This window comes from Nocardia sp. NPDC055165, from assembly GCF_053606985.1.
The window spans coordinates 340,612-366,640 of record NZ_JBSGSS010000001.1 but is presented as its reverse complement, the minus strand read 5'-3'; the positions used below and the strand labels follow the sequence as shown (position 1 = coordinate 366,640).

Below are 26,029 nucleotides of genomic sequence, written 5' to 3'. Positions count from 1 at the left end.
CATCGTGCACGCACCACGACCCACGGAAGCTCGATAGTGCCGAATTTCGTGCACAGTGGTCGACAGTGAGCACTCACCCAGACGGAAAATTGATTGCCGTTTTGTGCTCGAATGCGAAAGCTGACCACGTGAGTTTCATAAGCGACGATTCCGAGATCGAGTATGTGGTGTCAGCCGAGCTGCGGTTGGCCGACCGCAAGATCCGCAACTCCAGAAAGGAATCCTCTGCACTACTGGACTCGGAATTTCGCGAGTTCGGCGCATCCGGCAGGGTGTGGGACAGAGAGTCGATCCTCGACATGATGAGCAACGACACCTCCTTGATGCCAACTGTCGACAACGTCAGAGCAGCCCGTCTGGGGCCGACCGTGATCCAGGTGACCTATCGGACACGTAACTCGGAAAGAACGGCCGTGCGCAGCTTGATCTGGCTCCTCCGCGACGGCAGCTGGAACCTCTACTTCCACCAAGGAACGTTGCAACACGGGACAGCGACACAGTATGAGAGCTGGCCGACGACATGCACGCCAGGCGCGAACCCCTGCCACCTCGACAGAAGCAACCCCTTGTGCCGATGATAGTGCCTGCCTCACTTGGCCGGAACGGTGCCCTGAATTCGGCGCACCCGGAAGCTAAGGGGTCCAGACCCGGTAGGGGCCTGGGATAGTTCGGCGAGTGAACGTGCTGGTGGCGGGATTCGTGGCGGGGTTGGTCGTCGCGATGCTCACCGCACCGGCCGGGTGTCGGGCGCGGTGTTCCTGCTGCCCGGCGAAGTTCGCTCCTGCCGAATTGTGTGCGATGACACGGAGCGGCCACGAACTGATAATCCGTTGCCGCCGTGTACTGCGCCGGCCGAGTATGTGGCATGACTTCTGATCTCGTACAGCACTACTCCGGCGCCTCGGAGGACGATCGCCTGTCCAGGTCCCCTCACGGCCGTCTGGAGTTCCTTCGCACACAAGAACTGATCCGTCGTGTTCTCACGGCTTCGATGAGAGTGCTCGATGTCGGTGGAGGGACCGGGGTCCACGCCGAATGGTTGGCGAACGACGGTCACATCGTGCACCTCGTAGATCCAGTACCTGGACACGTCGAGACGGCTGCGACACTACCTGGGGTGACCGCCGAGCTGGGCGATGCGCGGCGACTACCCGTCCCCGACAACAGCTTCGACACCGTTCTGCTGCTCGGACCGCTGTACCACCTCACCGAATCCGTCGACCGGACAACAGCTTTGTCCGAGGCCGTACGCGTGCTTCGTCCCGGAGGCATCCTGATCGCGGCCGCGATCAGTCGCTACCTGTCGGCCCTGGAGACTGGCGCAAACGGCGCCCTCGACGACACACTGACAGCTGCGGTGGGCGAGGTGATCGCCACAGGTGACTACGACGGCCACGTCGGTTTCGTCCGGACTCATTGGCATACGGCAGACGAGCTCCGTACCGAGCTGGAAGCAGCCGGTCTCATTGATGTCGTGACCTACGGCGTCGAAGGCCCGGCCTGGCCCACACTCGATCACGCCGGACAACACAGCTTTCGATCCCTCGTGACAGCAGCACTGCACTGTGCACGGCTACTGGAACAGGACCCACTGCTGATCAACGCAAGCGCACACCTATTGGCAATCGCCAGGACCGAGCACTGACCTGGCCCGTGAGTTCAAACGCGCTCTTCTGCCGCTGGGCGCGCGGTCGCGAACGTCCGCATCTGCCGATGGGCGGTTGGCGCCGGATCGTATCTGTGGCGGGTGTTCTGTCCTGGTCGCCTGCCAGGCCCGCCGTCCGAGCGATGTAAACGGGCCGCGTTCGGGTCACGACATCTTGTGGTGGTTCTATCGGTGATCTGTGAAGTCACCGATCGGTGGATCCTGATATCACCCCAGATCTGAAGATGTTCGCATCGGCGAATCTCGACAACGCGAGCTCGGTGCAAGGACGTGTGTGCTTCGCCCCATGCAAGGCGTTGGAGGAGTCGCCGTGCCTCGTCGGACAAAGGTCAAGCTCTAGGCCGCGATTCGGCGTGACGCACGAGCGGGGCCGTGATGCCCTCGTGCTGATCAACCCGCTGTTCGGGCGCGGGCTGTCAGGCCGGGCAGGATCAACGTGAGCCAGCGTTCGCGCGCGGCGGAGGGCTGATCGATCGGAGCGGTGGAGAACAACAGGTAGATGTCACCGACGGTGACATCCGGGTGGACGTCGCCGTCCGCTTGTCCGGCGCGGATAAGCGTGGCCAACGCAGTGGCAGCGCGCTGTTCGTCGGCCAGTACCCGGGGATCGGCGCCGAGGGTCTGCGCGGCAGCTTTGGCGGCACGGTTGGTCGCTGAGACCTCCACGACCCGCCGCAGAAACGCCGTGATCTCCTGTGAGGCATCAGCGCCGTCCGCGACGCGATCGCACGCCGCTTCGGCGTCGTCGGCGACCTGGGCTACGTACTCGGCGACGATGGCGGTGACCAGGTCGGCTTTGGTCGGGAAATGGCGATACAGGGTGCCCACGGCGACCCCGGCCGCGGTGGCGATCTCGTTCATGCCCACGTCGGGTCCGTGCGTGGTGATCTGCTCACGTGCGGCGGACAGGATCTTGCTGCGGTTGCGGATCGCGTCGGCGCGCTGCGGTCTGGCCTCGGTCATGAACTTCTCCCACGGGTCCTTGCATGAAGATGAATACTCGTTCATGATAGAACATGAATTGTCATTCATCTTACTGTCAGGAGACGACATGACCGCCAAGACCGCACTCGTCACCGGAGCCTCCTCCGGTATCGGCGAAGCCACCGCCCGCAAACTCGCTACCCTCGGCTTCACCGTCTACGGCGCCGCGCGCCGCACCGACCGGCTGCAGAAGCTCGCCGCCGACGGCATCCGACCGCTGGCCATGGACGTCACCGACGACGCGTCCGTGCGTGCCGGTATCGAACTCATCGTGGCCGAGTCCGGACGCATCGACGTGCTGGTCAACAACGCCGGATACGGTTCCTACGGCGCGGTCGAGGACGTGCCACTCGACGAAGCCCGCTACCAGTTCGAGGTCAACGTCTTCGGAGCCGCGCGCCTGGCCCAACTCGCGCTGCCGCACATGCGTGACCAGCGCAGCGGCACGATCGTCAACATCACCTCCATGGGCGGCAAGATCTACACCCCGCTCGGTGGCTGGTACCACGGCACCAAATTCGCCCTCGAAGGCCTCAGCGACTGCCTGCGGCTCGAGGCCGAACCCTTCGGCGTCGACGTGGTCGTCATCGAGCCCGGCGGCATCCGCACCGAGTGGGGCGGAATCGCCGCCGACCACCTGCGCAAGGTCTCCGGCGACGGCGCCTACTCGACCCAGGCCGACGCGGTGGCCGCCTCGCTGAGCTCGGAGGCCAACGCTCGACGCAATTCCCCGCCCGAGGTGATCGCCGACGCGATCGGAAAGGCCGTCACCGCCCGCCGACCCAAGACCCGCTACACCGTCGGCTTCGGTGCCCGCCCGCTGATCTTCCTGAAGTGGCTGCTGCCCGACCGGGCGTTCGACGCCCTGATCAAGCGCGCCACGGGCGTGCGCGACTGAAGTCGAGCAAAGCCTAGAATTCGCCGGTGGGAGCGGTCAGGTTCCCGCTTCAGCGACGACCGGATTCACCGATGAACGGCGTCAGAATTCACCCGCACAACCACACGACATCTTGTGGTGCAGCTCAGCCCTCGGGTAACCGCTCGCTGGTTTCGGGAGTCGGGGTCTGGGCGTTCCAGCTGGCGAGCAGTCGGATCGCATCATGCTCCGGTGAGCCCGGCTGCGGAGTGAACACGGTCAGAACCTGATCTGTTGCCGCGGTGACGGTGAGGTTCTCGAACGGCAGGGTGAGCTCTCCGATCAGCGGATGCCGAAAGGCCTTTTTACCTGCTTTGTGTGTTTTGACGTCGTGAGCGGCCCAGCGGGTGCGGAATGCCTGGCTGCGGGTGGACAGCTGACCGATGAGGGCGATCAGTGCCGGGTCGTCGGGGTTTCGGCCGGCCTCGATGCGCAGTATCGAGACTGTGTCGTTGGCGATGTGTTCCCATTCGGGGAACAGTTCCTGGGCCGCGGCTTCGTGCAGGAACATGAACCGTGCGGTGTTCACCGGACTTTCGGTGGCGAGAACGGTGGTGTAAAGGGCTCGACCGAGTTCGTTGACGGCAAGGATGTCGAGGCGGTTGTTGAACACCACCGCCGGCAGGTGGTCCATCGAGTCCAGCAGTACCCGAATCCCGGGGCTGACATTGTCCTTTGCCGTGGTCTTGCGGCGTTTGCGAGCCTCGGGGGTGAGTGCGGCGAGCAACCGCTCCAAGTGTGCTCGTTCGTCCTCGTCGAGTCTCAGCACAGTGGCGATAGCTTCCACGATGGCGGGTGAGGGGCCGGTGGCGCGGCCGCGTTCGAGGCGGATGTAGTACTCGGGGCTCACTCCGGCCAGTAGTGCTACTTCTTCGCGTCGTAGTCCTTTCACCCGCCGTCGGGTGCCGGTCGTGGGAAGTCCGGCCGTGGAGGGTGAGACTCGGTCACGGCGCGTGCTGAGGAATTCGCGAACCGCGGTGCGCGCCGCCTCCTTCTCGTCCATGTTGTCGAGCATAAGTGCTGGCAGGACACTTGAGGGGTCACTGTGAGTACCCCTCTCGGCAGGATCTGTCTCGACTGCACGACGCGGTGTTGTCTGGAGGCAGGGATACACCGAAGCCGCGCCAGGTTGCACTCGGCGGGCCGAGGTGGCCGTCCCTTCCATCACCACCGTCGAAGGAGTCGACTGATGAAGCACGCTTCTCTCGGAGCTCTACAGGTATCCCGGATCGGGCTCGGTGCGATGACCATGGCCGGGACCTACACCACTGGTGGAGACCTGGACGACGACGAGTCGATCCGCACCATCCACCGTGCACTGGACCTGGGCGTCACCCACATCGACACCGCTGAGATCTACGGTCCCTTCCACAGCGAAGAGGTCGTCGGCCGGGCGATCACCGGCCGCCGCGACGAGGTCGTCGTCGCCACGAAATTCGGCTTGGTCTCGCACTCCGGTGGCGGCCCCCGCGTCACAGACAGCAGCGCGGCGAATGTGAAAGCCGCCGTCGAAGGGTCTCTCAAACGCTTGGGCACTGACCGAATCGATCTCTACTACCAGCATCGCGTGGACCCCAACACTCCGATCGAGGAGACCGTCGGTGCGTTGGCCGAGCTGGTCGCCGAAGGCAAGGTGTTGCACATCGGGCTGTCCGAAGCCGCACCGCAGACGATTCGCCGCGCCCACGCGGTACACCCGGTGACAGCACTGCAGACCGAGTACTCGCTGTGGACCCGCGACCCAGAGGACGAACTCCTGCCCCTGCTGCGTGAGCTCGGCATCGGATTCGTGCCCTACTCCCCGCTGGGTCACGGATTCCTCACCGGTCAGCTGCGCTCGCCCGCAGACATTCCCGATGACGACTGGCGCAAAAGCAATCCACGGTTCGTCGGGGAAGCCTTCGACCAGAACCTGCGCCTGGTGGACGAGGTCCGTGCGGTCGGTAGCGAGGTCGGCGCCACCCCCGCTCAAGTCGCCTTGGCCTGGCTGCTGGCCCAGGGCAACGATATCGCCCCGATCCCCGGCACCCGCCGTGTCGCGCGCGTCGAGGAGAACACGGCCGCTGACGCTGTCGTCCTCACCGCCGACCAGATCGCGCGGCTCGACAGGCTGACCCCGGCCGTCGGTGCCCGCCATGACGAGGCGAACATGGCCAGCATCGACCGCTGACTATCGCGTCTGCCGGCCTTGCGACAGGTCGGCCTAGACAAGCTGACTGTGATCGAACGCGCGGTGTGGGGATAATTTGTCCCACACCGCGTTTGCGGCATTACCTCACGATCTGCACAACAATTCCTGACATCCGATAATGCCGCTGGGCGTGCGGTCACGAACGTCCGCATTGCCGATGAGCGTCAATCAGTCTCAACCCGGTCGGGCTGATCTACGCTTTTGGCTGGATCGATTCTGTGGAGTTCACTCGAAGATCCCGCCCCCATCTCGCGAGCAGACGCTCATGAGCTCGAGTTGGAGAACAGATCCCATCCAAAACGGCTGGTCGGTGGAGCTTTTCTGGATGCGGTACGAAACCGGCACGCTATACGGCTACGGAGTCGGAGGGACGGCCCCGGCCTCCGAAGATGGGAAGGTCTACGAGTTCAGTCACAGGTTGAATGAACCCTTCAAGCCAGACTCTGGCAGCTCTGCGATTGACAGCTATCAGACCATCTTTCAGGCGACAGCGAAGATTTCTGGAGACAAGTTCAGAGATGGACACGAGGTCAAACTCGATGAAGGACGCGCTTGGCCCAACGCGCAATAGTGCCGAGTTCATTGCGTTCGTTGGGTGGTCGCCAGGGGCTGGTCGATGAGACGTCGGCGATGATCGATGGTGCTGCGAGCGGGTGGACATGGGTGATCGTTGGTGGTGGTGGTTCTTCGCCGATTTCGCGCTCTGGCTCGCTTCCCTCTTCGATGGCGACAGCGCTCGTCAGTGCACGGGCCGACCCGGCGACGCGCTTCCTGTACCTTGTGCCGACTCGGTATCGAATATCTGTTCAATTAATCGCCGTTCAGAGCAGGGCACGAGACCTCGTGCGCCGGTTCTACGAGGACGCCGGGCATATAGTCGTCAGTGGCGACGCTCGACGAGGTGCACCGAATTTCCACCCCGTATGTCCGCACCTCCCCGCTCCGCATGAGCTGTCTCGGATGGGTGCGACTAACGGGTGAGGACCGATGGAACGCGACAAAAACAAGCTCTTACACGGGCCTTTGTTCGCCCGGAACATTCCGCTCGACCGTCGGAACGCGGCTCGCCGGATCAGCGCGTACATCTATGGGAACGTCCTGATCCTCTCCGCGCTGATCCCGGTCGCGCCATCCCTCGAGGATGTCGGCATCGCGGTCGTTCTCGGGGCCGCCCTGTCGACGTTCATCGCCCATGTCTTCGCCGAGAGCGTCGGGCAATCGGTACGCCAGAGCGGCGTGCCCTCCCCGCCCCAGCCATGGCTCGACCTGCGCGATTCGCTGCCGATCCTCAGTTCGGCGGTGCTGCCCTGCGCGATCCTCGCGGCGGCGGCGGTCGGATGGCTCGAGCCACGTACCGCCCAGGTGCTCGCCGAGGTCGCCATGCTGGTGCGGATCGGTGGAATCACGTTCGTCATCCGCAGGCTCGAGGGTGCGCGGCCGGATCGGTCGACTCTGCTCGGGGCGATTCTGCTCGGCTGCGCGGCCACCGCCGTCGTGGCGGCGAAGGTCATCCTCGCGCACTGATCCGAGGCGGAACGGTCGGGGAACGCCCCGACTGCCTTCGGGAATATGGATCACCGGGGCTGGGGGCGCGCTTTCCCTGCGCTGAATCTAGAACACGTTCTACACTCCGGTCATGGACCTGGTTGCTATCGAGGAGATCAAGCGTCTCAAGCACCGCTACTTCCGCACGCTCGACCTGAAACTATGGGACGAGTTCGCGGACTGCCTCGCCGAGGACGTCTCCGCGCGCTATGGCACCCAGGCCATGGGCGAGCCACTGCATTACGACAATCGCGCCGACGTCGTGGCCTTCATGCGCAAGAACCTCGGACCCGGGATCGTCACGGTCCACATCGCCAACCACCCCGAGATCGAGACCGATGGTGACATCGCGAAGGGTTCGTGGGCATTCGAGGACACCGTCCTGGTGCCGGGCGCGAAGATCCAGATCCGCGGCGGCGGATACTATTGCGACACCTATCGTCGCGACCCGGACGGGGAGTGGCGGATCGCCTCGACGCGATACGAGCGCATCTACGAGGCATTGACCTCGCTGGAAGACCTCCCGAGCTTCACGCTGCTGGCCAACCGCTGGGATCCATCGCTGGAGCACTGACCGGTGATTGCCTGCGCGAGCATCCAGCGGGCGGCATCATCGCACGCCCACCGGACGCCATCCGTCTGTCACACCTCGACAGCGGCCTCATCTATAGGATCGGGCACGCGAAACGCGGAATCAGGGGGCGACAGGTATGGATCAGCAGGCATCGCAACAGTTTCCGTCCAGGACGGGCGGGAGTTTCGAATCGCGCGGTGACACAGCACCTTGGCAGATGCCGGGGAGGGTCCGGGCGGCGCGGGTCATCATTTTCGTGATGTCGGCGATCGGACTGGCAGGCACCGTCGCGCTGATAGGAATGGGTCATCCCCATGCGGCGGGCGGGAACACACAGGGATACCTGTTCTTCTGGGCGATGGCCGTCACCGCCTTGTTCTTCGCGCGGCGCCGGGGCTGGGTCCGGATCACCGTGACCGTCTTCGCCGTGATCGAAGGGCTCGTCGCTTTCGGTTCCATGGCCTTCAACGGCGGGACCGTGGACACCGATGCCGGTTTCGCCTTCGTCCGGATGTCACCCGGGCCTTTCGGGCTGGTCGCGGTGATTGCCATCATCGCCCTGCTGTTCGGTGGATCGGCCGACCGATGGTTCGGTCGTCCCGCCGGGGCGGCACCGGGCAGCCCGCGACCGACGCGGGATCCGGGCGAGCCGCTGCTTCGCCGCCGCCCTTACGTGGTCGGTGTGCTGATCACGATCGTGGTCGTCATCGGCATCGTGACGGCGGTGGTCATCGGCAACACCAGCAACACCACCGGGCCCGGCGCGCTGTCGGCCGGCGACTGCGTCGCGACCCAGGACGACCTGAGTATCGGTTTCTCCGATGCCGAGTTGGTGAAGGTCGGCTGTTCGGACGTGAGAGCCCAGGCGAAGGTCATCGCCCGAATAGCGGGCACCGACAAGACCACCGAGTGCCAGAAGTACGAGGACTCCGTCAAGCTCGCGGGGTACATCGGCTCCGACGGCGGTGCGTCTTTCGTGCTCTGCCTGCGTTCGTTCAGCTGAATTCGGCGACCCCGGCGGCAGCCGCGTCGGAGGAGACATCACAAGGTCCTGACGAGCCTGAGTCGGTCGAGCCCGATGGGCGCGTAGATTCGACCTTGCTGTGATCGTGAGCGTTCCTCGACGAAGGGATCTCTGTCATGAGCAAGTCGCCCAGGCATCGCGGATGCCGCAGAGCATGTGCGGTGCTCGCGGTCGTGCTCGCCATCGCCACGGGCGGCTGCGGTGCGGAGGACATGTCCGGCGGCTCCGCGTCTTCGGCGGTCGAGAGTGCCGAAGCGGCGAAGATCGCCGACATCGTTCGCGCCAAGATGACCGAACTCGATCTCAGCTCCGCGGTCTACGGCGCATGGCGGGGCAGTGAGCAGATCGCCTTGGGCGCGCTGGGCGGATCACCGCTCGGTGTGCCCGCGACCGCGGAGATGCGCTTGCGCGTCGGCCAGCCGATGGAACCCATGCTGTCCACGGTCCTGTGGCGACTCGATGGCCAGGGCGTGCTGAAACTCGACGAACCCATCGCCCGCTGGCTGCCCGATTTCCCGCGCGCGGACAAGATCACTGCGCGGATGCTCGCCGACAGCACCTCCGGGATCTCCGACTATGTGACCGAACCGGAGTTCCTGAAGATCTTCGGCGAGAACCCGATCCGCGAATGGACCGCGCCGCAACTGCTCGAACGCGCCAATGCCCGCCCGCCGCTGTTCGAGCCGGGCACCAGTTTCGCCTACGCCCACAGCGATCTGGTCGTGCTCGGCGAGGTCCTGCAGAAGGCAGCGGGCAAGCCCCTCGGCGAGCTGATCGCCGAGCACATCACCGTCCCACTGGGCATGCACGACAGCAAAGTAGTACTCACCCCGCAGGTCGACGAACCGATCCTGCACGGCTACACCAACGAACGAAACTTCTTCGAAGACTCCACCTTCTGGAACCCCACCGCCTTCCTGCACAGCGGCAACATGAACTCCACCGTCGGCGACGTCGGCCGCTGGGTCCGCGCCCTCGGCACCGGCGAACGACTCACCCCCGACCAGTTCCAGCAGATGATGGGCCCGTCGACCGCGGGCCTCGGCCCGTTCACCACCGAAAAATACTTCGCCTTCGGTGTGGTCCACCTCGCCGACTGGCTGTATATGAACCCGTCCTACGGCGGGTACGACGGCGTCGCCTTCTACGACACGAAAACCGAGACCACCGTCGTCGTCTACGACACCCTCGGCCCCACCTCCGACTCCGATCAGAACAACGCCGTCGGCATCGGCACGGAGATCGCCACGCTCCTGGTCCCCGAACGCCCGCCGGCGGTCCCCTGAGCAGTGGGCACCGCCCTTCTGCCGGGTGCGGTCGGCAGGCAACGCCGGCCCGCGATCACCGGTCGCGCAGGACTTCGAGGCGGCCGTTGACCGATGCCAGACGACATCCGGTTGCGCCGGTGGTCAGCAGCATGTTGGCGACTTGGAGCAACAGGACTAGGGATGGCTTGCCGGAGGTGGACCGGCGGGGCCATTCGTGCCAGTAGTGGGGTGGGTCGAGGCCGGCGTCGGGGCCGGTGGGTAGCCGCAGTCGATCACCGGGTGCGAGGACGGTGATGTGGAGATCGGTGAGTGCCCCGATGGCATCGCCGGACAAGGGCGAGGTTCGGGTGAGCATCGCCCAGCGGTGCAGCGGAACGCAGGGAGGCGCCGTGGCGAGGGTCGGTACCGCCAGCGCGTTGCGGTCGTAGGTGGCGGCGGCCAGCCCGGCGGGAACGAGCAGCGCGGTGACCGTGTCGTCGCACACCAGCTCCACGCCTGTTCCGTCGGCGGTGACCTCGGTCGGTAGTCCTCGATGCTGGTAGGCATCCAGCCAGTCCAGGGGGGTGCGCAGTTGGAGTGTTTCCGGCCAGGGCAGACCCCGGGATCCGTTCAGGACCGCCCACGCGGCGGCGCCGAGCTCGCACTCGTGGTGGCGATGGTCGGACCAGTACCGGCGGGCGTCGGTGGGGGAGAACGCCAATGGTGGACTGGCACAGTCGAACTCCTCGTTCTCGAGTCCCATCGGTGTTCCTCCGGTGTCGGATGGCGGCCGATGACATCGGACGCGGGCACCGACGATCCTGCCACACGCTTCCATACTTTCAGGTATGGATAAGTGTGCTTCATAGTATGGTCGGTGGACGTGACGCCCAGCGGGGTCGTTCAGCGAATTTCACGTCAGGAGGCCGACATTGGCCGAGTTCGTCGAGGATCATCTCCAGCGGGTCGCGACCCGCGCCGCGAGCAGCGTGGACACCGTGCGAGCGCCGTCGAGATGTCCCACCGCCTTTCGCTACTGGGAGGCCCGTGGCACGCCGGCAGTGCGACGGATCGAACGCGCTTTCACGGCCGTGACCCGGCAACCGCTGTTCCCCAGCGACGAGCAGGCTGTGGCCATGTGCGAAGACCTGTTCGCCGGTGACCCGGTGGCCGAGCGATTCGTCGCCGAGGTGATGCACGGCGAGATCGGATCGAAAGCCGGGCGGGCGATGCTGGAGACAGCGCTGGCCGAGGGCATCGACGCCGTCGCGGACGCACCGGAATCCATGCGCGCGTTGTTCGCCGAGTTCGAAACAGTGCCCGACTGGGTGGTCCCCGAACTGGTGGAACAGGGTGCGGCGATCTGGCGGCGCTGGGGCACCATGCTGTTCAGCTTCGCCGGGGCCGAAACCCTCGAGATGTACACCGAAGCCGCGGTCGCGACCCCGTTGTCACTGGCAGGCGGCTACGCCGGAGACAGCGCGCTGCGCCGGTTCCTGGAGACCACCCGCTTCTGGATGGACGTCTCGGCCCCCGATGCGCTGCTCACCCCGGGATCGGCGGGCCGGGCCACCGCGCTGAAGGTCCGCGTCATGCACGTTTCGGTGCGGGCGAAGGTCGCCGACCATCCCGAATGGGACATGCGGCGGTGGGGCTTGCCGATCAGCCAGACCTACCAGATGCTGACCCTGCTGGCAGGCAGTGTGACCCCCGGACTGGGCTTGTGGGCGCTGGGCTACCAGACGACGCCCTCGGAAATCCGTGCGCTGCTGCACTTCCAGAAGTACATGGGCCACCTGCTCGGTGTGCGGTTGCGCTGGTACCCCGAGACCGTGCGCGACGCGCTGCGGGTGCTGGCCATGACGATGGTCTCGCGTTCCTACGACGCGGGTCAGCACGGTACGGAATTGATCGAGTCGTATCCGGCGGCGTTCGCGCCCCGCGACGGGCACCGTGGCCTGACCTGGTTGCGCGAAATGTACAACTACCGGATCAATTCCGTGTACTCCGCGATGTACATGGCGCCGGGAACCCGTCGGCGCTACACCATGCCACCCGCGTTGCCGTGGATCATCGTTCCGATCGCGCGATTCCCGCTGATCACCGTGATGGAGATCGTGCGCCGGGTCTGTCCGCCGTTCGCGCGGGCGCACGAGAAACTGATGCTCGCGCATCGCGAGAACTGGTATCGAGCCCAGATGCAGGGCCGCACCGCCGCATTCGACGCCAGCGGCGCACTGCGCCGATGAACCCACCGAAGGTAGCCATGAGCACTGCCCCCATCGTCGAAGTGTGGAACGGGCCGGGACGTCGCGACGGCGTGCTGACCCCGGTCGAGCCTCGGCACAACGCGTTACATCCGTCGTCGAGCACACTGGCCTTCGAACACTGGTACTTCGACGCGCACCTCGACACCGGGCACGTGGTGATCGGGTTCCTGATCAAACGCAGGCCCGAGGATCTGCCCCTGGCCAGGCCCTGGGTGGAGATGATGGTCTATTCGCCCGACGGCACCTTGCGTCAGGTATCGCGGCGCTACCCGCGTTCGGCCACCTCGTTCTCGGCCGAGGGGTGCGACGTGCGCATCGGTCACAACACCGCACGCACCGTGTCCGACGCCGACGGGCAGGTGAGCCATCACCTGCGGATGGCCGAGGGCGGCGTCGAGTTCGATCTGCGATTCCACAACGAGGTACCCGGTTGGATGCCGGGCAAAGGTGAAACCCGCTTCGGTACCAAGGATTCCTTCGGCTGGATGGTCGCCGCTCCTCGCGCGCGGGTGACCGGCGCGATCGAGCTCGACGGCGTGCGGCACGAGGTCACCGGGCGTGGCTATCACGACCACAACTGGGGTGTCGGCGACATGAAGAAGATCATCGAGCGCTGGCATTGGGGGCGGCTCTATGTCGAGGACTACTCGCTGCTGTTCGCCTCGGTGCTGACCCAGCAGCGCAGAGGCGGACACGAGATCAGCCCGCTGATGCTGGCCCACCACGACGAGATAGTGCTGTCCACCGGCGAGACCAGGCTCATCGAGGGCCCGGAACGCTTCGATGTGACCGCAGGACGCACCTATCCCGAATGGGTCGAACTGCATGTACCGGATCAGCTCGACCTCCGGTTGGACGTGGTGCGCGTCATCCACGCCCACGACCTGCTCGACGATCTTCCGGTGGTGCGGTCGCGGGTGATCAAGCCACTGATGCACCGATTGGTCGGGCACCCCGGCTACTTTCGGTTCGAGTCCACCTTCGACCTCAGCGTGCGCACCGCCGCGGGAACGCGGCGACGAACCGGCTCGACCCTGCACGAACTGGTCGCGCTGACCTGACCGGCACCGCGCGCCCCGGACGGTCAGCCCGGTGTCTCCCCGCTGGTGATGAATCGGAAGAACTCGCGGCGTTGCTCCTCGGTCGGTACGGGCAGGTTCTGATTCCCGTGCACGAAGCCGATTCCGGCGAAGCACATCAGACCCGCCCGCATCTGTGCCTGCTCGGTCGAGAACCCCATGTCGACGAGGGTGTCGGACAGTGTGTGAAATATCCGCTGATCCAGGGCTTTCACGGCCTCGGCCACCTTGGCGTTCGTTCGGGCCCAGTCCCGGACCGCGAGTTCGACCTGCCAGACCCGTTCTCCGGTGAGTAACTCGCCCATGCGGGCCAACCGCTGCTGCGGTGGCAGCTCGTCGAGGTCGTGGAAGCCGCGCGCCGCGTCGTTGTGGTCGGCGCACCAGAACTGCGCGGTGGTCTCCAGGAGTTGATCGATGCCGTCGAAATGCCAGTAGAAGCTGCCCTTGGTTACGCCGAGTTCGTCGCACAGGGTGGAAATGGTGATGGCGGCGACGCCCTTTCGCAGCAGCAGGCCGAGTGCGGCGGCCGTCCAGTCCTCGACCCCGAGCCTGCGTGCCCCGCGACCGGCCGCCGCCGCCTTGCGCTTGGACACCGGCTCGGCCGGTCGCGAAGCCCTGGTCCCTCCGGTCATGGCCACCTTCCGTGTGCGCGTCGAGGTCAGCTTATCGCGCGGCGTCCGGCGTGTCGGCCGACCACTGGATACACACTGACTGGTCGGTAACGGCGTGCGCGGCGAGAGGCAGCGCCCCCAGGGCGAATTCTGCGGCGATTCGCACTCTGCGCGGGCACGTACTCTGTTGAGTGCCTGCACATTTGGTGACCGTAGACCGTAGGATGGAGCCTGATGGACCACACGGACCCTTTCCCCCGCCCTATTCCCGTCACGGTACCGAAGCTGCTAGTGGGCTTAGGGTCAGCGTTGGTCGTCGCCGCGGCAATCGCATCCTTCACCTTCACCTCCACCCTCGCGCGGGTAGCCGGAGTTCCCGAGCACCTGACCTGGCTGTGGCCGGTGGTGGTCGGTCTCACCGTGGCGCTGGTCGCCTGCACGTTCATCACGCTGGTGGGTATCCGCGATGAGAAGGCCACGTCGCTGGTGCGGGTCTACGAGTTGCTGCTTGTCGGCGCCGTGCTGTCGAGCATCTGCGGAAACCTGCTCTCCATCTCCCGCGACCCGATCGAGATGGGAACCCTCGGCACCGCGATCGTGGTGTCCGTTCCCCCGATCTGCCTGATGATCTGCGTGGGTAACTATCTGTTGCTCACGGCAGTCATTCCCGTTCGTATCGTGGCAGCGATCCGTGAGGACGACTGGCGGCTGAGAGTCCTCGGCATACCCGGTGCGCCGTCGTCGTCCAAAGGTTCGCCCCCCGCCCAGCACGACAGCGACTCCTGGTGGGACCAGCACCGCAGCGAGGCAAGGACCCCGCCGACGACGCCGAGAACCCGGACGTAGAACCCACGCCCCAGTACATCGGGGCGTGCGCGCCACGATCTGCCTCCACCGATACCCGGGCTATTCGCCGAGCTGTTCTCGGACGAACGCCGCAGCTTGGTCGCGGGTGTCATTGAGGAAGTACATGAAGTGGCCGTAGCTCAGCGCATTTCCGAACCCGGCGGCCGGGTCGCCACCCTGGCAGACGCGGTCGCCGGTATTGCAGTAGTCGCGTAGGCGGTCGGCGAATTCCGTGAGCGCGCCCAGGCGCAGGGACCCGGTGCCGGACAGCGCGGGATCGAAGCTGCCGCGGTTGTAGGGTTCCGCGCCGTTGAACAGCGGGCTGCCGAACAGGGCGATGGCACGGACTCGCGTGGCCGCCTGTTCGGTCAACGTGGTTCGCGCGGAAAGGGCGTTGCCGATCACGCGTGCGCCTTGCGAGTAGCCGAGTAGAACGAGCTGCTGGTCAGGGCACGCGGCGGCGGTCGCGTTCAGGAGCGCGGTGAGATTCGCGATTCCTTGGACGGAGCTGTCCGGGCTCATCGAGGCCGGATACTCGAGTTCACCCACCGTGGTGCGGCGGCCGGATTCCTGGGCGATCCGCTCGCCCAGCGGAGTGAGCAGCCGGCTGCCGGACTGCGGTTCGAGGGTGCCACGGACGGTGACGACTCGGATCTCCGCGCAGCCGCCGGGCTGGGGTATCGGGTCGGCGGCCGCAGTAGAGAGAACCGGCAGCGACAGCGCTGCCGCGGCGCTCGAGAACGCCAGGATTCGAAAACATCCACGCATGCGGCCACTGTATTGCTTCCGCAGACCGAATTCGACCGACATCGACGACCCGTTCAGAGCGGGGCGTTGCGCCACCATCGGTCGTAGAGGTCCTGACCCGAGGTGCCGCCCGAGACTGCGAGGGCACACCGGGAGCGGGTGCCGTTCTCGAACTCGACCAGCATCTCGCCTGTCGGTCCCGCCACTCCCTGTGCGTCGTTCCAGCGGGCGTGTCCGCGGCCGCTGGGCCGTTGCCAGCCCTCCTCGCCGACGAAAACCGCGGTGGCGGAGGAGACGTAGCGTTCCGCCGGTTCGTCGGTTCCGCAGGTGAGCAACAAGCGGAACACCGGGTTCTGGTCACCGTTGCAGGCGAGTGCGTTCAGCGAATCACGGGTCTGACGCGCGTCGATGGGACGTTGGTTGCCGTCGACGGCGCTGCACCGCAGGCCTTGGTAGCCGCTGTCTGCCTGAGATTTCGGCAGCAGCTCGGGGAAAGCGTCGACGACCCACTGGTGGGCCGCCCAGGAATTCGGGTCGATCGGAGCCGTCGAGGTCGCCGCAGCTGTGTTCTCCTCGGGCGAATCACGATTCAGCACAACCACACTCGTGACGACCGCCGCGATCGCCGCCGTCAGCGCGCCGACCACGATGCCGAGGCGACGGCGACGCGCCGGTCGATGCCCCACCACCGCTACCGCGTCGGTGGCCACGCCCAGGGCGGCGGCGGCATCGGCGGCCAGCGCGCCGCAGCTCGGATACCGCCGCTGCGGATTCTTGGCCAGCGCGCGGGCGATCACGTCGTCGATCCGGCGCGGCAGCTCCCCGGCCACCGCGCTCGGGCGGGGCGGCGGGTCGTACAGGTGTGCCGCGATCACCGCGTCGACGCTCGGTCGCGGGAACGGTTTGGCGCCGGTCAGCAATTCGTAGAGGGTGCAGCCCAGCGCGTAGACATCGGCACGGTGATCGATCGCCGTGCCGATGAGCTGCTCGGGGGCCGCGTAGGCGACGGTCGCCAGAATGGTTCCGGCCTGGGTCAGTGTCGTCGCGGCCGCGGCCTTGGCGATGCCGAAATCGGTGACCGCGACCCGATCCGGTTGTCCCGGAATGGATTCGACCAGGATATTGGCCGGTTTGACATCGCGGTGCAGCATCCCGGCCCGGTGCGCGTGATCGAGACCACGAGCCACCCCGGTGACCAGATGCGCGACACGGTGCGGGGTGAGCGCGCGGTCGCGCAGCAGGGTGGCGGCGTCGGGGCCGTCGATGAAGCGCATCGCGATCCACAGTTGACCGTGTTCGATGCCACGGTCGTAGACGCCGATGATATTCGGATGGTCCAGCCGCGCGGCGAGTTCGGCTTCGCGACCGAAGCGCGCCCGGAACTCGGAGTCGGCACCGAATTCCGCCGACAGCACCTTCACCGCGTCGCGGCGCGGGAGCCGGGGGTGGGCGGCGACGTAGACGGTGCCCATGCCACCGACGCCGAGTACCCGCTCGATCCGGTACCCGGCGAAGACCGTGCCCGGCGGCAGCGGGCGGCTATTCACTGCGCACCAGCAGCGCGTACTGGGCCGCGCTCTGCTGTGCGGCGTGCGCCGGGCTGCGGCCGATGATCGAGGCGGTGTATCTGCCGTAGAGCACATGGCAGTAGACCTGGGCGGGTGACGCCGGGTGCTGATCGAGCTTGTTGCAGTAGACATCCGGCACGCCGACCGGTGTGTCGATCATCGTCGCGGGATTGGCTGCCTGCCGCTCCTTGGTGAAGACCCGGCGCGCGCTGACCGCGTCGGGAAACCGTTCGACCACATTGTTGCCGTTCACGGCGACGACTTCGATCGGATCCTGGAAACCGAAGTGCTTCATCAGCCGGGTGGCTCGTGGACCGAGCACGACGCCGCCGATCTCGATCGAGGCCGACCAGCCGGCATTGGCGTCGGTATCGGCGGTGATCACCGTCGGCGGGGGCCAGTGCCCGGCGCCGAAGGGAAGTACGCGCGCGACCATGCCGTCGCGATCGAGCGGCAGGTCGGCGAACCGGTCCGGCGCGGTCGGCTGGAAATCCTGCAGCCGGGGGAGCTGGACGTCGAAGGTCTTGCGCACCATGGCCAGCAACGCGGCCTGGTCCGGGCTGGTGTGCGCGGCCAGCACACTGACGACGAACGACCCGTGCGCGAGGGTGGCCGCCATGGTCGGCACGGTCGGGCGCCAATGCGCGAACGCCCCCGGGTACTCCGCGATCCGCACCGCGACGTTGTCGGCAGTGACCGCGGCGTCGGTGGCGTTCATCTGCCTGGCCGCCAGCCGCGCCTTCGTGTCGTCGGGGAAGCGCATCAGCAATACGGTGAGCAGACGGGCGGAGCCGATCTCCGGTGCTTTGCCACGAAAGTTGGCGTCGCTGCCGCTGACCACGAATCCGGCTAGCATGTCCTGGGATTCGAGCACTTCGCGGACCGGCTCGGCCAGAATTCCGGCTGCTTTCAACGGTGTGGGTAGCGGTGCGGTCCGGTTGGAGATGCCGTTGGTCAGGGTCGGATCGACCTCGACCGGATCGAGCACCGCCTCACCCATCCGCACCGATTCCAGCACCCTGCCGTACTTCTCGGTGCTCGAGGCCGGCGGCGTCATCGGGTCGACACTGTTCGAACCCACATCAAGGGTGGCCAGGTCGACTCGCTGCGGGACCGCTTCGCCGGGACGCACGCACCCGCACAGCACCGTCAACGCCGCGGCCAGGACGGCCACGGTTCGGATTCGCTCACCCCGCGAGAACATCGACTACCCCTGTCCCAGTGGCGCATCCGGCCACCAGCGTTGCCACAGCACCGAACCCGAGGTGCCGCCGGAGATGCGCAGCTTGCAGAACTGGCGGTCGGGCCCATCGAACATCACGTCGAGCCGACCGATGAGCGAGCCCTCGTCGCCGGTGATGGTTCCCCATCGCACCTTTCCGCTCGCACCGTCGCGGGTCCAGAGTTCCTCGCCCTCTACAGCCAGATTCGCTGTCCACGCCGGAATCTGGGTGCGATCGGACCGGCAGACGACCGAGAGCGTTTCGACGGGGTTCCGGTCACCGAGGCAGAGAACCCCGCCGATCTCGACCTGCTGATCGAGCGCGAGCGCATTGCCGTCCTGGTCGACGTGTATGCAGCTGTTGACGTCCTGGTATCCGACGGCCAGCGGTGCGACCGGCAGCAGGTTCGGCAAGGTCTCGGCGGCCAGCGCGGCCGCGCCCCATGCGTCGGAGTTGGTGGCGACCCGGGCAGGCGCAGCCGAATCGGGATCGCCACCGGCGAACCCGATGGCAACCGAAATCGCCACCGCCACGGTCACTACGGCTGCGATCGCCACGCCGGTCAGCAGTCGGCGCGGCTCGGCAGCGGCTTCGGGTACGCAGGCCGCCCGCGCGGCAGCAGCCAGTTCACCGCAGCTCTGATAGCGCTGCGCGGGGTCCTTGGCCAGCGCCGTGGCGATCACCGCGTCCAATTCGGCCGGTACCCGGCCGTTTTCGCGTGACGGCCGAGGCGGTTCGTCGGACAGGTGCGCATACATCACCGCCGCGGGACTGCTGCGCGAGTACGGGACCGTCCCGGTGAGCAGCTGGTAGAGCGTGCACCCCAGCGAGTACACATCGGCGCGATGGTCCACCGGGTCGCCGTTGATCAGCTCGGGCGCGGCGTAGGCCAGTGTCGCGGTGAATCCCGCACCCTCGGCGAGAGTCCCGTCTGTCTCGGCGGTGCGGGCGATCCCGAAGTCGGTGACCAGCACCCGATCCGGTTGGCCCGGTTCCGCGGTGAGCAGCAGGTTCGCGGGCTTCACGTCGCGATGCTGCAGGCCGACCCGGTGGATCTCGTCGAGACCGTTCGCCGACTCGGTCACGATGCGCAGCGCCCGCTCGACCGGAACGGCGGTCTCCTGCCGGATCAGCTCGGCGACATCGCCACCGTCGACGAACTGCATCGCGATCCACAGGCGGCCGTCCTGCTCGCCACGATCGCGGACCGCGACGACATTGGGATGTTGCAGCCGCACAGCGACTTCCGCTTCGCGCAGGAACCGCGCGCGGAATTCCTCGTCGTCGGTGTATCGGTCGGACAGGATCTTCAGCGCGTCGTGTCGGGGGAGCCGGGGGTGGTGCGCGAGGTACACCTCGCCCATGCCGCCGGCGCCGAGCCGGCGTTCGATCCGGTATCCGGCGAACTCGTCGTCAGAACGGAGCATCTGGCCACCACCGGTCGTAGAGTTCCTGGCCTGTTGTCGCGCCGATCACGACGACCATGCAGAAGTTTCGGGATGGCTCGTCGAATCCGACCCCGACCAAGCCGAGATCGCCGGTGGACACGGTCATGGTCGACCAGGTCACCCGGCCACGCCCGGTAGCGCGTTCCCACTTCTGGTCGCCGAGAACCACGGCACCCGGTTCGTTCACGAGGATGAAGGGGTGCCGGTTCGTCGAACAACGCACGTCGACATCGCGGATGGGGTTGTTGTTGCCGGTGCAGGTGATGCGGGCGACTTCGTCGGGCATCAGATTCAGGTCGGCGGCCGCACCGGTGTTCAGGCCCATGGCGGCGCATCGAATGCCCTGATGTCCGGTTCGGGTCGGGGTAGCAGGCAGCAGCCCGGGCAGCGCATCGGCGATGAAGGCGTACCGCCCCCAGGTCACCCCGGCACTGCTGGTCGGCGTGGCGGGGCTCGCGGTCGAATCGTCGGGGTCGCGGACGAGCGCCACGGCGACGGCGAGTGCCAGCACCAGCATGATGACGGCCCCGGCCATGGCGGCATACCGCAGCCGTGGAGTCTGTTGCTGCGGAGGCTGTTTCGGGGCGGGCGCGACGGGGCGATCGGTGCTGGGCGGGGGCGGTGCGGGCGGTGCGCCCGCGACCACGGTGTGATCCGCCGCCACACCGAAGGCGCCGGCGGCCGCCGCGGCCAGTGCGCCGCACGACGAATAGCGCTCGTCGGGGTTCTTCGCCAGCGCGCGGGCCAGCACCGCGTCGATCGCGGGCGGCAATTCCGGCCGAAGGGCCGTAGCCCGCGGCGGCACCGCCATCAGATGCGCCTGCATCACCGCCACCACCGAATCGCGGGGGAACGGCTTCGTACCGGTGAGCAGTTCGAACAGCGTGCAGCCCAGAGCGTAGACATCGGCGCGATGATCCACGCGCTGTTCGGTCAGCAGTTCCGGCGCCGCGTAGGCCAGCGTCGCCACCACCGTTCCGACCGCGGTGAGCGCGGTGCCGTCACCGGCGGCCCTGGCGATGCCGAAATCGGCGACCAACACTCGATCCGGTGCGTCCTCGACCGGCTCGAGCAGGATATTGGCCGGTTTCACATCGCGGTGCAGGAGGCCGTGGCGGTGCGCCTCGTCCAGCCCGCGCGCGGCCTCGGTGACGATGTGCACGGCCCGCGGCGGCGGTATCGGTGACTCGTGGCGCAACAACGCGGCCACGTCGGTCCCCGCCACGAACTCCATCGCGATCCACAACTGGCCGTCGTGCTCCCCGCGGTCGTGCACCGCGACGATGTTCGGATGATCGAGCCGGGCGGTGAGTTCGGCCTCGCGCAGGAAGCGCGCCCGGAATTCCTCGCCCGCACCGGCGTTCTCGGGCAACACCTTGATCGCATCACGGCGGGGCAGCCGCGGATGCGCGGCTACATACACCGTGCCCATGCCGCCGGTGCCGAGCACCCGCTCGATCCGGTAGCCGGCGAAAACGGTTCCCGGGGGAAGGGTTTCGGTCATCGCCTCTACTCGCTGTTCACCAGCAGCGCGTACTGCGCCGCCGCTCGTTGCTGGACATCCTGGTAGTCCCGGCTGAAAACCAGCGCGACGTAGCGGCCGTACTTCAGGCGGCAACTGAACTTGGTGATCGGCGAGTCTCTCGTCGACTCCGCGCAGTTGATGTCGACCATGCCCTTCGGTGGCGGAACCGCGAGCTGGTCGTTGTTGTTCGGCAGGTCGGCGAAGAACGCGGCCGCTGTCGCCGCGTCGGCGAAGCGCATCAGGCGGTCGTACCGGTTCAGGCTGACCAATTCGGCGACCTCGCGGCTGGGTTGGTAGAAGTGGCCCGCACGCGGACCGAGAACGATGCCGCGCGCCTGCAGCAGGCTTTCCCACCCGGCGACCTCGCTGAAGTCGCCGAGAATCACCACCGGAAACGGCCACCGCCCCGGTGCTTCGGGCACCATCCGTCCCAGCATGCCGTCACGGTCGAGGGGCAGGTCGGCGAACTGCTCGGGCGGTGTGAGCGCGACATCGCGCAGCATCGGGCGCTGTTCCTCGAAAGCCCTGCCCGCCAGCGTTGTCAGGGCGGCGAGGTCGGGCGAGGTGTGCCCGGCCATGACCGTGACGACAAACGAGTCCACGGCCATCGTCGCCGCCAGCGTCGGAACCGTCGGACGCCAGTGCGCGCGAGCCGCCGGGTGCCCGGGGATCGTGACAGCCACATTGTCCGGGCTCACCGCCGCGTCGGCGGAGTCGATCTCCTGCGCGGCCAGTCCCGCGGCTGCCGCATCGGGAAATCGCAGCAGCGTGAGCTGCAGAATCCGGCTGCTGCCGATCGAGAATTCGGTGGAAGCATCGGTGGCGCCGACGGTGTAGCCGGCCAGCATGCCGTGACGCTCCAGGACCGCGCGCACCGGATTGGCCAGCAGCGCCGCCGCTTTCGCGGCGGTCGGCAGGGGGTCCGAACCCGATCGTGAGCGGGGCACGGTCAGCGCCGGGTCGACCCTGGCCGGATTGGCGATGGCCTCGCCGAGCCGAACCGATTCGACCACGCGCCCGTGATACTCGCTGCCGCGCTCGGGCGCGCGCAGCGGGAAGCGGCTGTAGGGGCCGACATCGAGGGTGGCGGGATCCGGCACGGGCATTGGATCACCGGTCATCGCGCAGCCCGAGACCGCGGCGAGGATCACAGCAAGCGCGAGAGCCAGGGGTGCGAGTCTCACAGCGGTGCCTCCGTCCACCAGGCGGCCCGCAGCTCGGTGCCGTCCCGCGCGCCGGTGACGACGATGTAGCAGAAGCTGCGGTCGGGATCGTCGAAGTACAGCCGCAGGTAACCCGTCAGCTGCGGGGCCTTGTAGAGGTCGAGATAGGTTCCCCAGTGCAGGTTTCCGTGACTCGACGGCCTGGTCCACTGTTCGTCGCCCTCGGCGCGATCGTAGGTGGGCGGCGGGGCGATCGGGGTGCGGTCGGCGTTGCACACGAGTTCGATCGTCTGCACCGGTTCACGATTGCCGAAACACATGATCCGGCCGGTCGGGACGAAGACGTCGACGGGCAGGTCCCGCAGCTGTGCGTCGGAGGGCCTGCACCCCCACATCTCCTGATACCCGGTCCCGAACTGTGAGGCAGGCAGCAACTCCGGAAATGCCTGCGCGACATAGGTGTACGCGCCCCAGGACACCGGGTCGACCGCGGTTTGCGGTCCGAGCGCGATCGCGGTCGGCGCGTGTTCGGTGGAACCGGTTCGGCTGACACCGAGCACCGCGGCCGTCAACGCGATCAGGACAGCGGCGGCCAGCGCGCCGTAGACGAGCGGGCGCCGCCGGACGGGAGCCCGGACCGCTGCCAGCCGGACCGTCCCCTGCGCGGCGGCCGACGCGGCAGCGGCCAAGGCGCCACAGGTCGGATACCGGTCGCCGGGGTTCTTCGCGAGCGCGGTCGCGATCACCTGGTCGAATCCGGGTGGGAGCCCGGGCTTGTCGAGGGCCGGCGGGGCTTCGTTCAGATGGGCGTACATGACCGCGGCCGGGGTGTCGCGGGGGAACGGCACCGACCCCGTCAGTAGTTCGTAGAGCACGCAGCCCAGCGCGTACACGTCGGATCGGTGATCGATCGCCCCGCCGTTGATCTGCTCGGGTGCGGCATAGGCCAGGGTCGCGCTGAGCCCGGCGCCGGTCGAATCCGTGGGCGCGTCGGCGGGTCTGGCGATGCCGAAGTCGGTGATCAGCACCCGGTCGGGGCGGCCGTCCTGTTCGGCGACAAGGATATTGGCCGGTTTCACGTCGCGGTGCAGCACACCTTTGCGATGCAGCAGGTCGAGTCCCTTGGCGGCCTCGGCGACGATCCTGACCGTCCGCTCCAGCGGCAGCGCGCCCGGTCCACGGCGGATCAGCTGGGCGAGGTCGACACCGTCGACATACTGCATCGCGATCCACAACCGGCCGCCGTGCTGACCGCGATCGCGCACCGCGACCAGGTTGGGGTGGTTGAGCCGGGCCGCGATCGTGGCCTCACGCAGGAAGCGCTCACGGAACACCGCATCGCCGGAGTGCCTGTCGGACAGCACTTTCAGCGCGTCCTTGCGCGGTAGCCGCGGATGCTGGGCCAGGTAGACCGTGCCCATACCGCCCATGCCGAGGCGCCGCTCGAGGCGGTACCCGGCGAAATCCATGCCCTCAGAAACAGTCAACCGTCGTGCTTCCCGAACCTATCGGCGCCGGGACCCTTCCGGCGCAAGTCGACCGACCCGTGGTCGACCGGCCGACTATAACCCGACTGGCGGTTGGGTTACCGGGGGACAGTCGAGCTACCGGTCCACCCGGTAGTCGACAAGCAGGACAGCGGTTTACGACGCGGCACAGGACATCGTGCCCTGCCCGCTGACGTTCGATCACGATCATCGGAAGCCCTCCTCGCCACGCCGACGCGAAGCGCCTGCTGCATGGTTAGACGAGACGACCGAAGCGAATTCATCGCCGGCCCGATCCGACCGGTCGCAGCCCCACCTCGGCACTCGGGCTACTCGGCAAAGGTATCGCGCCAGTGTGGATTCGGTGCGAACGAGAACGAGTACAGGTTGCTCTGTACGTCGACCGCCGCGCCGGGGTAGTCGTTGTCACGCCACACACCGCCCACCTCACCGGCGCGTTCGAGCAGGACGACATCGGCGAATCCCGCCTGCCGCAGCCGCACGGCGGCGGCGATCCCGCCGAAGCCGGTGCCGACGATCGCGACATGATTGTGGGGGATGGGAGCACCGTGGGGGTCAGCGTGCTCCCGGGTGGTGGTCGATGACATCACTTGGCGGCCAGCCACTTCGAGTAGCTGCGCAGTGCGCGGGTTTGCACGCGCTGGTCGGCCAGCATGGCCAGCGCAGGGCTGACATCGATCGCGGGATCGGCGCCGGTGGCCATGCGCCGCATCTGGTAGCGGACCATCGCCATCTCGGTCGCCGAAGCCAGCGCCTTGTCCGTCCAGGTCACCGCTTTCATGGTCCTGGGGGCTTCGCGTCCCTCGCGCCAGCGGTGAGGCAGATCGGGCGTAACCGCGAGTGCTGTCGCCATGCCGATCAGCGCGACCTTGTTGTCCAGCACTCGTTCGGCGGTGTCCCGGCGCGAGATGCCGCCGGTCAGCATGAGCGGCAGGGCGCTGGTCGCGGCCAGTTCCGCGGCCAGTTCGAGGAAGTACGCTTCGCGCGCGGCGGTGCGTCCGTCGGCGGGTCGGCCCGACATCGCGGGGCTCTCGTAGCTGCCACCCGATACCTCGACCAGGTCGACACCGAGCGAGGCGAGCATGCCGATCACCGCGTGCGCGTCGTCGGCGTCGAAACCGCCGCGCTGGAAATCCGCCGAATTCAGTTTCACCGCCACACCGAACGTCGGCGATACCTCGGCGCGAATGCCGCGCACGATCTCGGTCAGCAGCCGGGCACGGTTCTCGAGTGAGCCGCCCCATTCGTCGGTGCGATCGTTGACCAGCGGCGAGAGGAACTGCGACAGCAGATACCCGTGTGCGGCGTGAACTTCCACGCCGTCGAAGCCGGCTTGTTCGGCGCGTCGGGCGGTGGTGACGAAACGCCCGATGGTCTCGTGGATCTGCCAGGCAGTCATCGCCACCGGCTGTCCGAAACGCTTGGAGTGACGCCCCAATTCGACCGCGATGTTCGACGGACCCCAGACCACGCCGGGCATGCGAGCCTGCACCTGACGGCCGGGGTGGCTGATCTGCATCCACATGGCCGCGCCTGCCGCCTTGCCTGCCTGCGCCCATGCCGTGAACGGCGCCAGCGGCGCCTGCGCGTCGAGCACGATGCCGCCCGGCCCGGTCAACGCCTCGGCGTGCACCATCACGTTTCCGGTGATCAGGAGCCCGGCGCCCCCGGCGCCCCATCGCCGATACAGCGCGATGAGGCGCTCGTCGGGAAGTTGGGACTTGCCCGCCATTCCCTCCTCCATCGCCGCCTTGGCGATCCTGTTCTGCAGGACCTGGCCGGATCGCAACCGCAGAGGCGAGAACACCTCGCCCGAGTCCGCACCGCTCGCCATTGTTCGCTCCTTTCGGCACGCATATTGACACTGCTTACATTCGCGTGCGGAGCCCAACGG

The 26,029-nt window shown here is 66.9% G+C and carries 23 protein-coding genes and 1 pseudogene; 11 read left to right on the top strand and 13 right to left on the bottom strand.

The features are described from left to right. Positions 1 to 65: 65 nt before the first annotated feature. On the top strand, positions 66 to 578 hold the full coding sequence (locus tag ACWFRF_RS01850; protein WP_452448500.1) for a nuclear transport factor 2 family protein: 513 nt from the start codon (positions 66 to 68) through the stop codon (positions 576 to 578). A 287-nt stretch (positions 579 to 865) separates the two neighbouring features. Next, complete coding sequence (locus ACWFRF_RS01845; RefSeq protein ID WP_452448829.1) at positions 866 to 1,645, top strand: class I SAM-dependent methyltransferase; 780 nt, start codon at positions 866 to 868, stop codon at positions 1,643 to 1,645. A gap of 411 nt (positions 1,646 to 2,056) precedes the next feature. Here ACWFRF_RS01845 and ACWFRF_RS01840 read toward each other — a convergent pair whose 3' ends face one another. Then, entirely contained in the window at positions 2,057 to 2,629 is a 573-nt protein-coding gene (locus ACWFRF_RS01840; protein WP_379317713.1) for a TetR/AcrR family transcriptional regulator, read from the bottom strand. Between the two features lie 88 nt (positions 2,630 to 2,717). Between ACWFRF_RS01840 and ACWFRF_RS01835 the strand changes: the two genes are divergently transcribed. Next, positions 2,718 to 3,548 carry an oxidoreductase gene (locus ACWFRF_RS01835; RefSeq protein WP_379317711.1) on the top strand — a complete coding sequence of 277 codons (831 nt, stop codon included), beginning with the start codon at positions 2,718 to 2,720 and terminating at the stop codon, positions 3,546 to 3,548. Between the two features lie 124 nt (positions 3,549 to 3,672). On the opposite strand, the gene ACWFRF_RS01830 is transcribed toward ACWFRF_RS01835, so the two are convergent. After that, the gene (locus ACWFRF_RS01830) at positions 3,673 to 4,569 is read right to left on the bottom strand and encodes a helix-turn-helix transcriptional regulator (RefSeq protein ID WP_452448499.1); all 897 of its coding nucleotides are present in this window, start codon (positions 4,567 to 4,569) and stop codon (positions 3,673 to 3,675) included. Between the two features lie 186 nt (positions 4,570 to 4,755). On the opposite strand from ACWFRF_RS01830, the gene ACWFRF_RS01825 reads away from it, so the two are divergent. From ACWFRF_RS01825 to ACWFRF_RS01805, 5 genes are all read left to right on the top strand, one after another. Then, positions 4,756 to 5,736 carry an aldo/keto reductase gene (locus ACWFRF_RS01825; protein ID WP_452448498.1) on the top strand — a complete coding sequence of 327 codons (981 nt, stop codon included), beginning with the start codon at positions 4,756 to 4,758 and terminating at the stop codon, positions 5,734 to 5,736. Between the two features lie 1,008 nt (positions 5,737 to 6,744). Continuing rightward, positions 6,745 to 7,281: a hypothetical protein gene (locus ACWFRF_RS01820; RefSeq protein WP_387446866.1), complete on the top strand. Its 537-nt coding sequence runs from the start codon at positions 6,745 to 6,747 to the stop codon at positions 7,279 to 7,281. Between the two features lie 112 nt (positions 7,282 to 7,393). Then, positions 7,394 to 7,876, top strand: a complete 483-nt coding sequence (locus ACWFRF_RS01815) for a nuclear transport factor 2 family protein (RefSeq protein ID WP_379312449.1) — start codon at positions 7,394 to 7,396, stop codon at positions 7,874 to 7,876. A 259-nt stretch (positions 7,877 to 8,135) separates the two neighbouring features. Further along, on the top strand, positions 8,136 to 8,879 hold the full coding sequence (locus ACWFRF_RS01810) for an LppU/SCO3897 family protein (protein WP_452448497.1): 744 nt from the start codon (positions 8,136 to 8,138) through the stop codon (positions 8,877 to 8,879). A gap of 137 nt (positions 8,880 to 9,016) precedes the next feature. Beyond that, positions 9,017 to 10,186: a serine hydrolase domain-containing protein gene (locus ACWFRF_RS01805; RefSeq protein WP_387446871.1), complete on the top strand. Its 1,170-nt coding sequence runs from the start codon at positions 9,017 to 9,019 to the stop codon at positions 10,184 to 10,186. A 55-nt stretch (positions 10,187 to 10,241) separates the two neighbouring features. Here ACWFRF_RS01805 and ACWFRF_RS01800 read toward each other — a convergent pair whose 3' ends face one another. Next, the gene (locus tag ACWFRF_RS01800; protein WP_452448496.1) at positions 10,242 to 10,910 is read right to left on the bottom strand and encodes a hypothetical protein; all 669 of its coding nucleotides are present in this window, start codon (positions 10,908 to 10,910) and stop codon (positions 10,242 to 10,244) included. Between the two features lie 226 nt (positions 10,911 to 11,136). Between ACWFRF_RS01800 and ACWFRF_RS01795 the strand changes: the two genes are divergently transcribed. Beyond that, positions 11,137 to 12,396: an oxygenase MpaB family protein gene (locus ACWFRF_RS01795; RefSeq protein ID WP_452448828.1), complete on the top strand. Its 1,260-nt coding sequence runs from the start codon at positions 11,137 to 11,139 to the stop codon at positions 12,394 to 12,396. Positions 12,397 to 12,413: 17 nt separating this feature from the next. Then, positions 12,414 to 13,478, top strand: a complete 1,065-nt coding sequence (locus ACWFRF_RS01790; protein ID WP_452448495.1) for a lipocalin-like domain-containing protein — start codon at positions 12,414 to 12,416, stop codon at positions 13,476 to 13,478. A gap of 23 nt (positions 13,479 to 13,501) precedes the next feature. On the opposite strand, the gene ACWFRF_RS01785 is transcribed toward ACWFRF_RS01790, so the two are convergent. Beyond that, on the bottom strand, positions 13,502 to 14,128 hold the full coding sequence (locus tag ACWFRF_RS01785; RefSeq protein ID WP_378989673.1) for a TetR/AcrR family transcriptional regulator: 627 nt from the start codon (positions 14,126 to 14,128) through the stop codon (positions 13,502 to 13,504). A gap of 270 nt (positions 14,129 to 14,398) precedes the next feature. Between ACWFRF_RS01785 and ACWFRF_RS01780 the strand changes: the two genes are divergently transcribed. Beyond that, complete coding sequence (locus ACWFRF_RS01780; protein WP_378989675.1) at positions 14,399 to 14,953, top strand: hypothetical protein; 555 nt, start codon at positions 14,399 to 14,401, stop codon at positions 14,951 to 14,953. A gap of 60 nt (positions 14,954 to 15,013) precedes the next feature. Here ACWFRF_RS01780 and ACWFRF_RS01775 read toward each other — a convergent pair whose 3' ends face one another. From ACWFRF_RS01775 to ACWFRF_RS01735, 9 genes and pseudogenes are all read right to left on the bottom strand, one after another. Continuing rightward, entirely contained in the window at positions 15,014 to 15,721 is a 708-nt protein-coding gene (locus tag ACWFRF_RS01775; protein WP_452448494.1) for a cutinase family protein, read from the bottom strand. Between the two features lie 53 nt (positions 15,722 to 15,774). Then, positions 15,775 to 17,247 carry a serine/threonine-protein kinase gene (locus ACWFRF_RS01770; RefSeq protein ID WP_452448493.1) on the bottom strand — a complete coding sequence of 491 codons (1,473 nt, stop codon included), beginning with the start codon at positions 17,245 to 17,247 and terminating at the stop codon, positions 15,775 to 15,777. Further along, positions 17,240 to 18,472: a DUF7373 family lipoprotein gene (locus ACWFRF_RS01765; protein WP_452448492.1), complete on the bottom strand. Its 1,233-nt coding sequence runs from the start codon at positions 18,470 to 18,472 to the stop codon at positions 17,240 to 17,242. The genes ACWFRF_RS01770 and ACWFRF_RS01765 overlap by 8 nt, the downstream gene beginning before the upstream one ends. 3 nt (positions 18,473 to 18,475) lie before the next feature. Then, complete coding sequence (locus tag ACWFRF_RS01760) at positions 18,476 to 19,918, bottom strand: serine/threonine-protein kinase (RefSeq protein WP_452448491.1); 1,443 nt, start codon at positions 19,916 to 19,918, stop codon at positions 18,476 to 18,478. Next, on the bottom strand, positions 19,905 to 21,443 hold the full coding sequence (locus ACWFRF_RS01755; protein ID WP_452448490.1) for a serine/threonine-protein kinase: 1,539 nt from the start codon (positions 21,441 to 21,443) through the stop codon (positions 19,905 to 19,907). The genes ACWFRF_RS01760 and ACWFRF_RS01755 overlap by 14 nt, the downstream gene beginning before the upstream one ends. Before the next feature lie 5 nt (positions 21,444 to 21,448). Further along, positions 21,449 to 22,648, bottom strand: coding sequence for a DUF7373 family lipoprotein (locus ACWFRF_RS01750; RefSeq protein ID WP_452448489.1), 1,200 nt, complete (start codon positions 22,646 to 22,648; stop codon positions 21,449 to 21,451). Next, on the bottom strand, positions 22,645 to 24,114 hold the full coding sequence (locus ACWFRF_RS01745) for a serine/threonine-protein kinase (RefSeq protein WP_379316734.1): 1,470 nt from the start codon (positions 24,112 to 24,114) through the stop codon (positions 22,645 to 22,647). The genes ACWFRF_RS01750 and ACWFRF_RS01745 overlap by 4 nt, the downstream gene beginning before the upstream one ends. 335 nt (positions 24,115 to 24,449) lie before the next feature. Then, positions 24,450 to 24,722 (bottom strand): annotated as a pseudogene (locus tag ACWFRF_RS01740) (NAD(P)-binding protein); the annotation flags it as partial. Further along, on the bottom strand, positions 24,722 to 25,969 hold the full coding sequence (locus ACWFRF_RS01735; RefSeq protein WP_452448488.1) for an NADH:flavin oxidoreductase/NADH oxidase family protein: 1,248 nt from the start codon (positions 25,967 to 25,969) through the stop codon (positions 24,722 to 24,724). The pseudogene ACWFRF_RS01740 and the gene ACWFRF_RS01735, both read right to left, overlap by 1 nt. Between the last annotated feature and the right edge of the window lie 60 nt (positions 25,970 to 26,029).

Bases quoted from the DNA above. Each gene is read 5' to 3' on its own strand.
- ACWFRF_RS01735 (WP_452448488.1), bottom strand. From the start codon at position 25,969: ATGGCGAGCGGTGCGGACTCGGGCGAGGTGTTCTCGCCTCTGCGGTTG.
- ACWFRF_RS01820 (WP_387446866.1), top strand. From the start codon at position 6,745: ATGGAACGCGACAAAAACAAGCTCTTACACGGGCCTTTGTTCGCCCGG.
- ACWFRF_RS01815 (WP_379312449.1), top strand. From the start codon at position 7,394: ATGGACCTGGTTGCTATCGAGGAGATCAAGCGTCTCAAGCACCGCTAC.
- ACWFRF_RS01840 (WP_379317713.1), bottom strand. From the start codon at position 2,629: ATGACCGAGGCCAGACCGCAGCGCGCCGACGCGATCCGCAACCGCAGC.
- ACWFRF_RS01830 (WP_452448499.1), bottom strand. From the start codon at position 4,569: ATGGACGAGAAGGAGGCGGCGCGCACCGCGGTTCGCGAATTCCTCAGC.
- ACWFRF_RS01800 (WP_452448496.1), bottom strand. From the start codon at position 10,910: ATGGGACTCGAGAACGAGGAGTTCGACTGTGCCAGTCCACCATTGGCG.
- ACWFRF_RS01805 (WP_387446871.1), top strand. From the start codon at position 9,017: ATGAGCAAGTCGCCCAGGCATCGCGGATGCCGCAGAGCATGTGCGGTG.
- ACWFRF_RS01760 (WP_452448491.1), bottom strand. From the start codon at position 19,918: ATGCTCCGTTCTGACGACGAGTTCGCCGGATACCGGATCGAACGCCGG.
- ACWFRF_RS01790 (WP_452448495.1), top strand. From the start codon at position 12,414: ATGAGCACTGCCCCCATCGTCGAAGTGTGGAACGGGCCGGGACGTCGC.
- ACWFRF_RS01755 (WP_452448490.1), bottom strand. From the start codon at position 21,443: ATGACCGAAACCCTTCCCCCGGGAACCGTTTTCGCCGGCTACCGGATC.
- ACWFRF_RS01845 (WP_452448829.1), top strand. From the start codon at position 866: ATGACTTCTGATCTCGTACAGCACTACTCCGGCGCCTCGGAGGACGAT.
- ACWFRF_RS01785 (WP_378989673.1), bottom strand. From the start codon at position 14,128: ATGACCGGAGGGACCAGGGCTTCGCGACCGGCCGAGCCGGTGTCCAAG.
- ACWFRF_RS01835 (WP_379317711.1), top strand. From the start codon at position 2,718: ATGACCGCCAAGACCGCACTCGTCACCGGAGCCTCCTCCGGTATCGGC.
- ACWFRF_RS01810 (WP_452448497.1), top strand. From the start codon at position 8,136: ATGTCGGCGATCGGACTGGCAGGCACCGTCGCGCTGATAGGAATGGGT.
- ACWFRF_RS01765 (WP_452448492.1), bottom strand. From the start codon at position 18,472: ATGTTCTCGCGGGGTGAGCGAATCCGAACCGTGGCCGTCCTGGCCGCG.
- ACWFRF_RS01825 (WP_452448498.1), top strand. From the start codon at position 4,756: ATGAAGCACGCTTCTCTCGGAGCTCTACAGGTATCCCGGATCGGGCTC.
- ACWFRF_RS01775 (WP_452448494.1), bottom strand. From the start codon at position 15,721: ATGCGTGGATGTTTTCGAATCCTGGCGTTCTCGAGCGCCGCGGCAGCG.